This window comes from Xanthomonas maliensis (genome assembly GCF_009192945.1).
GTDB classification, from domain to species: domain Bacteria; phylum Pseudomonadota; class Gammaproteobacteria; order Xanthomonadales; family Xanthomonadaceae; genus Xanthomonas; species Xanthomonas maliensis.
The window spans coordinates 31,553-40,444 of the sequence record NZ_NSET01000041.1; the positions used below are offsets into that span (position 1 = coordinate 31,553).

At 66.6% G+C, this 8,892-nt stretch carries 7 protein-coding genes; 3 read left to right on the forward strand and 4 right to left on the reverse strand.

The genetic code is table 11. From position 1 onward, the window contains the following. The first annotated feature begins 109 nt into the window (after positions 1 to 109). Positions 110 to 310: a hypothetical protein gene (locus CKY51_RS12695; RefSeq protein ID WP_022971284.1), complete on the forward strand. Its 201-nt coding sequence runs from the start codon at positions 110 to 112 to the stop codon at positions 308 to 310. 215 nt (positions 311 to 525) lie between these two features. Here the strand turns inward: CKY51_RS12695 and CKY51_RS12700 are convergent, their stop codons facing one another. The 4 genes from CKY51_RS12700 to CKY51_RS12715 all read right to left on the reverse strand — a co-directional run bounded on the left by CKY51_RS12700 (position 526) and on the right by CKY51_RS12715 (position 3,842). Continuing rightward, the gene (locus CKY51_RS12700) at positions 526 to 1,086 is read right to left on the reverse strand and encodes a hypothetical protein (protein ID WP_031338847.1); all 561 of its coding nucleotides are present in this window, start codon (positions 1,084 to 1,086) and stop codon (positions 526 to 528) included. A 113-nt stretch (positions 1,087 to 1,199) separates the two neighbouring features. Continuing rightward, positions 1,200 to 1,496, reverse strand: coding sequence for a LysM peptidoglycan-binding domain-containing protein (locus CKY51_RS12705; protein ID WP_022971286.1), 297 nt, complete (start codon positions 1,494 to 1,496; stop codon positions 1,200 to 1,202). Between the two features lie 94 nt (positions 1,497 to 1,590). Further along, positions 1,591 to 2,409, reverse strand: coding sequence for an NADPH-dependent 7-cyano-7-deazaguanine reductase QueF (queF, locus tag CKY51_RS12710; RefSeq protein ID WP_022971287.1), 819 nt, complete (start codon positions 2,407 to 2,409; stop codon positions 1,591 to 1,593). Positions 2,410 to 2,525: 116 nt separating this feature from the next. Continuing rightward, positions 2,526 to 3,842, reverse strand: a complete 1,317-nt coding sequence (locus tag CKY51_RS12715) for a M20 family metallopeptidase (protein WP_022971288.1) — start codon at positions 3,840 to 3,842, stop codon at positions 2,526 to 2,528. A gap of 262 nt (positions 3,843 to 4,104) precedes the next feature. On the opposite strand from CKY51_RS12715, the gene CKY51_RS12720 reads away from it, so the two are divergent. Beyond that, the gene (locus CKY51_RS12720; RefSeq protein ID WP_022971289.1) at positions 4,105 to 5,349 is read left to right on the forward strand and encodes an efflux RND transporter periplasmic adaptor subunit; all 1,245 of its coding nucleotides are present in this window, start codon (positions 4,105 to 4,107) and stop codon (positions 5,347 to 5,349) included. Between the two features lie 93 nt (positions 5,350 to 5,442). Beyond that, entirely contained in the window at positions 5,443 to 8,676 is a 3,234-nt protein-coding gene (locus CKY51_RS12725) for an efflux RND transporter permease subunit (protein ID WP_022971290.1), read from the forward strand. The last annotated feature ends 216 nt before the right edge of the window (positions 8,677 to 8,892 follow it).

Consider the following 8,892-nt stretch of genomic DNA (forward strand, 5'->3'; position numbering starts at 1 on the left):
CAAGGATCCCGCATCCAAGCCCCGCGCACTCGATACAGCATCCGCGTCGGCGCCCACTGGTTCCGAGCAGGTCCTGCGGCAATGGCTCTCGACGCAAACGCCGCAGGCGTTGCAAACCCTTGTCCTGGAGCTGGCCCGCGACGATGCGCAGTTGCGCAACCGTCTTCCCACGCTGCAACGCCTGCACGGACAACAGCATGACAAGAATGGCCAAACCGCATTCGCGGGCGAACTTGCCGAACTGCGACAGCGCTACAAGGTCAAACGCAGCTTCATCGAACTGTTGGACAAGCACTTCCCGGCTGATTGAGTGGAGCGCGGCAGGTGCAGCCGCGCTTCAGCCGTGGCGTGGATGCGGTACGGCGTAGAGCCATGAGACGAACCTTGCCTACCGGGATCGATCGCGGCCATACGATGCGCAAGTGGCCGCGAGTCGACAGACCGGAGCAAGCGAGTCAACGCATGCAAGAGCGCCAACACCATCGTGCTGCCGACGAAGCCGGCTGGGTCTAGCTGGAGTGCCGATTACTTGACGGTAAACGTCTGCGGACTGCCGGCCGGCTTGCCATCCACCATCACCTGCGCGGTGTAGTTGCCCGTCGGCCAACCATCGGGCTTGCTGAAGCTCAGGTTGGTGGTCTCGTTGCCGCTGGTGGTCAAGGTGGCATTCTGCTCGCCAGCCACCTGGCCGTCCTGGTAGGTGAGCTTGGCCGCGACCGGGACATTGTTGGCGCTGCCCTGGGTCTTAACCGACACGATGATGGTGTCCTTGCTGCCGATGGTCGTCGCTGGCGTCACGCGCTTGTCGGCGGCCGCCGAAGTGCCCACCTCCACACTTGCCACCGTCACGGCAGCGCCGCTCACAGCGGCAGCATCGGTGCTCGCAGCGCCGGTGGCACCGCTCTGGGCGGCCTGGTCACTGGCAGGAGGTACGGCGGCAGGTGCCGCGATGTCGGAGGTCTCCGCGCCGGACGTTGGATCCTTGGCGACGCTGGAATCGTCGTTGGGGTCCTTGCGGCAGCCGGAGAGCGCAAGCACGCCGGCAAGAGCGAGCATCAAGGCACTGGAAGCGGTTCGAATCGCCATGGGAGTCTCCATTTCGATGAGCAATGGCTCGATTTAGGGCTTGCAGGGATGTCTGTGAAAATACGGCAGCGCCGATGGACGCTGCAGGTGCTCGGCGGCGCGGCGTGTGCGCCTCAGGCCTTGGGCGGCAGGCGCAACACCTGTCCTGGCTGCAATAGGTCGGGGTCCTTGAGTGTGGCCCGGTTGGCCTCGAAGAGACGCGGCCACAGGTTGCCGTCGCCGTAATGGCGTTTTGCGATCAACGACAGGCTATCGCCAGGTTGCACGGTCACCGATTGCTCGCCAACGATTTGCGCCGTGCTCTCCACGCTCGAACGGACGTTGGAAAACTCCGGCGACTGCACGATCTCGGCGGTGCTATCGACGGTGGCGGTGACGTTGGAGAAATCGGCTTTCTTGTCGGCATGCATCGTCGTGGCCCTCTTCGATCACGAGGGTCAGCCTGCGGGGCGCGCCGTTAAGGGTGAATCGCGCCACCGTGAAGTCGGCGCGATTCTCGTTGCCTCACTGTCGCAGGTCGCGAAACGTCGCCAGCGGCGTCGGCAGCGCGGGCGAATGGCGCAGCGGATTGATATCCAGCCCACCGCGACGGGTGTAGCGCGCTTCCACTACCAGCCACTGCGGTGCGCAGCGCGCCAGCACGTCGTGGAAAATGCGTTCGACGCATTGCTCGTGAAATTCGGCATGGTCGCGGAAGCTGACGAGATACCGCAGGAGCCCTTCGCGATCGATCGCCGCGCCGCGGTAGCGCAGCGTCACGCTGGCCCAATCCGGCTGACCGGTCACCGGGCAATTGGACTTGAGCAAGGCCGAGGTCAGCACTTCCTCGACCATCGCCTGGCCCACGGTGCTCAGGTAGTCGGCATTGGGCGGGCCGTAATCGTCGATGCTGACATCCAGCGCGTCGATCGACTCGCCTTCACCGACCGGATCGATCGGCGGCAGACCGAATTCCACCAGTACATCGGCGCCGGCGCGCGCCGACAGGTCCGAGGCGATGCGCTCGCGAACCGCCTCGGCACTATTGAAGCGGGTGGCGTTGAGCGAATTCAGATACAGCTTGAGCGACTTGGATTCGATCAAGGCCGGTGAATCGGCCGGGATCTGCAAGGTCGCGGTCGCCACGCAAGGTTTGCCATGGGCGTCCAGCCAGCCGAGCTCGTAGGCATGCCAGCGGTCATGACCGACGAACGGCAGCGCGCCGGCCTGTACGCCGATCGCTTCGCGACCGGCAGCACGCGGAATGGGAAACAGCAACGCGGGGTCGTAGCCATGCGGGTAGGCGACCTCGCGGCCGAGCAGGGAGTCTTCTGGAGTGGTCATGCCGCCATTTTAGGCGGCATGACCGCAGCGCGCGTCACCGCCAGGACCCGGCGGACAGCGCCGATACACGCTGCCCGCCTGGCGCGCCCTCGCCGGTGCGAGGGCGGACGCGACCGTCAGCTGGTCTGTCCCTGGTGCAGATAGTCCAGCGAGACCTGAAGCAGCGCGCGCAGGCCCACGTCCAGCGACGATTCGTCGAGCAGGAACTGCGGCGAGTGATTGCTCGGCGCAGTGGCCGGATCGATGCCCGCGGCGGTGGCGCCGACGAAGAAGAACATCGCCGGGACCTGCTGGGCATAGAACGAGAAATCTTCCGCGCCCATCTGCAACGGCGGCTCGTAGACGTTGTCGGCGCCGACCACCGCCTGCAGGCTGGGCAGCATCCGCGCCGTCAGTGCGGGGTCGTTGACGGTGGCCGGATTGCCCGGCTGATCGGGCACCTGCGCGTCGACCTTGGCCCCGTGCGCGGCGGCAGTGTGTTCGGCAACGTTCTTCAGGTCGGCGAAGATCTGCTGGCGCATGGCCTCGTCGAAGGTGCGGATGGTCCCGACCATCTCCACATCGTCGGGAATGATGTTGTAGCGGATGCCGCCCTTGATCGCGCCGAAACTCAGCACCGCCGGTTGCTTGGACAGATTGGCGCGGCGACTGATCACCGTCTGCGCGGTGCTGATCATGTCGGCGCTGGCGACGATCGGGTCGATGCCGTTCCACGGCGCCGACCCATGGGTCTGGCGGCCGATCATCTTGATCGCGAAGCGGTCCGATGCCGCCATCAGCGGGCCGCCACGCACGGCGATCTTGCCGGCCTGGACGCTGGAGAACACATGCAGGCCGAACACCGCCTGCGGCTTGAAATCGGCGAACAGGCCCTCCTTCAGCATCAGCGAGGCGCCGCCCTCCTCGTTGCCCGGCGCGCCTTCTTCGGAGGGCTGGAAGATCAGCATGACTTCACCGGGCAGCTGCGCACGCATGCCCACCAACGCTTCGGCCACGCCCAGCAGGATCGCGGTATGGGCATCGTGGCCGCAGGCATGCATCACCCCGACCCGCTCACCGCGATAGTCGGCCACCGCCTTGGAGGCGAACGGCAGCCCGGTCTGTTCGGTGACCGGCAAGGCGTCCATATCCGCCCGCAGGGCGATGCGTGGGCCTGGCTTGCCGCCCTTGATGATCGCGACCACGCCGTGATGGGCGATGCCGGTGCGCGGCTTGAGACCAAGCTTGCGCAGCTGGGCCGCCACGGTCGCGGCCGTCCGCTCCTCGCGATTGGACAGTTCCGGGTGCTGGTGGAAGTCGCGTCGCCACTGCACCACCTTGGCCTGCAGCGTGCTGGCGGCGGCCTGCACCTCCGGACGTGGGGCGGTCTGGGCGGTCGCCAGCACGGGCAGGACGGCCAGCAGGGCGCTGGCCAAGAGGCAGGGATGGCGCATCGAAGGGTCTCCGTCAGATCATTCCGCACTGTAGTACAGCCAGGCCGTCGGCTGGGCTGCGGTGGGGCACGGTTCAGCCAACCGGTCAACCGCGCAGGCGCTCAACCGTTCGTCCTCCACCACCCGTTCCACCGGTGGTCGTCGTGGCCGGTGCGCCCGTTACTTCAGTAACGTCCCATCCAGCGATGGCGACGATATGCTTGCCCCCAGCCGCCCCCAAGGGTGCGATCGCGCACCCGGCCCGCCATCAGGAGTTTGTCGAATGTCGCGTTTCTGGAAGCTCACACTGCTCGTCGTGGCGGTGCTCGTGGTGGCGTTTGTCGCAATGCGAATGATCGGCGGGGGATCCCATGGCAAGCGCCCAGGCGCGCCGGACGGCAACGGCACCGAAGACAGCGGCCCGGTGCCGGTCACCGTGGTGGCTGCCACCACCCAGGACGTGCCGGTCTATGCCAATGCGCTGGGCACGGTGACCGCGCTCAATACCGTCACGGTCAACCCGCAGGTCGGCGGCCAGTTGATGAGCCTGAACTTCCGCGAAGGCCAGGAAGTGAAGAAGGGCGAGTTGCTCGCGCAGATCGACCCGCGCACGCTGCAGGCCAGCTACGACCAGGCGCTGGGGGCCAAGCGGCAGAACCAGGCCCTGCTGGCCACCGCGCGCGTCAACTACCAACGCTCCAACGATCCGGCCTACAAGCAATACGTGGCGCGCACCGACCTGGATACCCAACGTAACCAGGTCGCCCAGTACGAGGCGGCGGTGGCCGCCAACGATGCGCAGATGCGTGCTGCGCAGGTGCAACTGCAGTTCACCCGCATCACTGCGCCGATCGACGGCATCGCCGGCATCCGCGGCGTGGACGTCGGCAATATCGTCAGCACCACCTCCACCATCGTCACCCTGACCCAGGTCCGCCCGATCTACGTGTCCTTCAACCTGCCGGAGCGCGAGCTGACCGCAGTCCGCAGCGGCCAGGCGGCCGGTGCGTTGCCGGTTGCCGCGCTCGATCGTGGCGATGCCCACGTGCTCAGCGCCGATGGCAAGCTCGACGTGATCGATAACCGTATCGCCACCGACAGCGGCACCTTCGGCGCCCGCGCGATCTTCCCCAATGCCGACAATGCGCTGTGGCCTGGCCAGTTCGTCAACGTGCGGCTGCAGTTGCGCACGATCGCCGGCGGCACCGTGGTGCCGACCCAGGCGGTGCAGCGCGGCCCCGACGGCGACTATGTCTACGTAGTTGGCAAGGACAACACCGCCCAGGTCCGCACCGTGGTGCAGGGTGTGGAAGTGGACGACAGCCACGTGCAGATCAGCAAGGGCGTGGCGCCGGGCGAGCAGGTGGTGACCGAAGGCCAGTTCCGGCTCAAGCCGGGCAGCAAGGTCAGCGCACTCAAGCCCGGGCAGGCGCCGCCGGAACCGACCGAGGCCGAGCTCAAGGCGGCAAAGGACAAACAGCAGCGTGGCGGTGGCGGCGGCGGCCGTCGCGGCGGCGGCCCCCGCTAATGCCTCACCGCTGGCGACGGCCCAGGCCGTTGCCAGCGCGCGTCGGCGCCATCCGCGCCGGCATCGATCGACGTCTTCAGCAAGGACACCCCCGTGGGCTTTTCGACCCTCTTCATCCGCCGTCCGATCGCCACCTCGCTGTTGATGGCCGGGATCCTGCTGTTGGGCATCCTCGGCTATCGCCAGCTGCCGGTGTCGGCATTGCCGGAAATCGATGCGCCCAGCCTGGTGGTGACCACCCAGTACCCCGGCGCCAACGCCACCACCATGGCCTCGTTGGTGACCACGCCGCTGGAGCGGCAGTTCGGGCAGATCTCCGGGCTGCAGATGATGACGTCCGACTCCTCGGCCGGGCTGTCGACGATCATTCTGCAGTTCTCGATGGAGCGCGACATCGATATCGCCGCGCAGGACGTGCAGGCGGCGATCCGTCAGGCCACGCTGCCGTCCTCGCTGCCCTATCAACCGGTCTACAACCGGGTCAATCCGGCCGATGCAGCCATCCTCACGCTCAAGCTGACCTCCGACACGCTGCCGCTGCGTGACGTCAACAACTACGCCGACTCGATCCTGGCCCAACGCTTGTCGCAGGTGCCGGGTGTGGGGCTGGTGTCCATCGCCGGCAACGTGCGGCCGGCGGTCCGCATCCAGGTCAATCCGGCGCAGCTGTCCAACATGGGCCTGACCATGGAGTCGCTGCGCAGCGCGCTGACCCAGACCAACGTCAGCGCGCCCAAGGGCTCGCTCAACGGCAAGACCCAGTCTTACAGCATCGGCACCAACGACCAGCTCACCGACGCGGCACAGTACCGCGACACCATCATCAGCTACAAGGACGGCGCACCGGTGCGGCTGGCCGATGTGGCCAAGGTGGTCGATGGCGTCGAGAACGACCAGCTGGCGGCCTGGGCCGATGGCAAGCCTGCAGTGCTGCTGGAGATCCGCCGCCAGCCCGGTGCCAACATCGTGCAGACCGTCGAGCAGATCCGCGGCATCCTGCCGCAGTTGCAGGCGGTGCTGCCTGCAAACGTGCACTTGGACGTGTTCTCCGACCGCACCGAAACCATTCGCGCCTCGGTGCATGAGGTCAAGTTCACCCTGGTGCTGACCATCGGCCTGGTGGTGGCGGTGATCTTCGTGTTCCTGCGGCGGCTGTGGGCCACCATCATTCCGTCGGTGGCGGTGCCGCTGTCGCTGGCCGGCACCTTCGGGGTAATGGCCTTCGCCGGCATGTCGCTGGACAATCTGTCGCTGATGGCGCTGGTGGTGGCCACCGGTTTCGTGGTCGACGATGCGATCGTGATGATCGAGAACATCGTGCGCTACATCGAACAGGGCAAGACCGGCCAGGAGGCGGCGGAGATCGGTGCCCGCCAGATCGGCTTCACCGTGCTGTCGTTGACGGTCTCGCTGGTGGCGGTGTTCCTGCCGCTGCTGTTGATGCCTGGCGTCACCGGACGGCTGTTCCACGAGTTCGCCTGGGTGCTGTCGATCGCGGTGGTGATCTCGATGCTGGTGTCGCTGACGCTGACGCCGATGATGTGCGCCTACCTGCTCAAGCCCGATGCGCTGCCCGAAGGCGAGGACGCGCACGAGCGTGCCGCTGCGGCCGGCAAGACCAACCTGTGGACGCGCACGGTCGGCCTGTACGAGCGCAGCCTGGATTGGGTGCTGGCCCACCAGCGCCTGACCCTGGGCGTGGCGATCGGCGCGGTGGCGCTGACCGTGGTGCTGTACATCGTCATCCCCAAGGGTTTGTTGCCCGAGCAGGACACCGGCCTGATCACCGGCGTGGTGCAGGCTGACCAAAACGTCGCCTTCCCGCAGATGGAACAGCGCACCCAGGCGGTGGCCGAGGCCTTGCGCAAGGATCCGGCGGTCACCGGCGTGGCTGCCTTCATCGGCGCCGGTTCGATGAACCCCACGCTCAACCAGGGCCAGCTGTCGATCGTGCTGAAAACGCGCGGCGACCGCGACAGCCTGGAGGACATCCTGCCGCGCCTGCAGCAGGCAGCCGCCGGCATTCCCGGTGTGGCCTTGTTCCTCAAGCCGGTGCAGGACGTCACCCTGGATACGCGTGTGGCCGCCACCGAGTACCAGTACTCGCTGTCGGATGTGGACAGCAGCGAGTTGGCCGGCTGGGCCACGCGCATGACCGACGCGATGCGCAAGCTGCCCGAGCTGGCCGATGTGGACAACAACCTGGCCAGCCAGGGCCGGGCGCTGGAACTGACCATCGATCGTGACAAGGCCAGCATGCTGGGCGTGCCGATGCAGACCATCGACGACACGCTCTACGACGCCTTCGGCCAGCGCCAGATCTCCACCATCTTCACCGAACTCAATCAGTACCGGGTGGTGCTGGAGGTCGCGCCGGAATTCCGCAGCAGTACTGCGCTAATGAACCAACTGGCGGTGGCCAGCAACGGCAGCGGCGCATTGACCGGCACCAATGCCACCAGCTTCGGCCAGGTGAGTTCGTCCAACTCCTCCACTGCCACCGGCGTGGGCAACCGCAACACCGGCATCGTGGTCGGCGGCGGCGCGATCATTCCGCTGGCGGCGCTGGCCGAGGCCAAGGTCACCAATACCCCGCTGGTGGTCAGCCACCAGCAACAGCTGCCGGCGGTGACCATCTCCTTCAACCTGGCCCCGGGCCATTCGCTGTCGCAGGCGGTGATGGCAATCGAGCAGGCACGCGCGCAATTGAAGATCCCCACCCAGGTCCATGCCGAATTCGTCGGCAAGGCCGCCGAGTTCACCGGCAGCCAGACCGACGTGGTGTGGTTGCTGCTGGCCTCGATCGTGGTGATCTACATCGTGCTCGGCGTGCTCTATGAGAGCTACATCCATCCGCTGACGATCATTTCCACGCTGCCGCCAGCGGGTGTCGGTGCATTGCTGGCGCTGATGCTGTGCGGCCTGAGCCTGTCGGTGGACGGCATCGTCGGCATCGTGCTGCTGATCGGCATCGTCAAGAAGAACGCCATCATGATGATCGACTTCGCCATCGAGGCCAGGCGCACCGGCGTCAGCGCCCACGATGCGATTCGCCGCGCCTGCCTGCTGCGCTTCCGCCCGATCATGATGACCACCGCCGCGGCAATGCTCGGCGCCCTGCCGCTGGCGCTGGGCACCGGCATCGGCTCGGAACTGCGTCGCCCGCTCGGCATCGCCATCGTCGGTGGCCTGCTGCTGTCGCAGCTGGTCACCCTGTACACCACTCCGGTGATCTATCTGTACATGGAACGCGCCGGCGAACGCGTACGTGCATGGCGCGTACGCCGCGCGGCGATGGCCGCTGGACAGGCAGGAGAGCGGGCATGAGGCTTAATGAAGCCGGGGCTCGGGACCCGGGACCCGGGACCCGGGGAAGGCAACAGCAACAACAACAGCAAACGCAACAGCAACAGCAACAGCAACAGCGGGCGGGGGAGTGGAGTCAGCCGACGCCTCCCCCTCCGGGACCCCCGTCCCCGGGCCCGAGTCCCCGGCTCTTCTCTCCCCCACCGTCGCCCTCCACCCGAACAACGCCATCGGTCG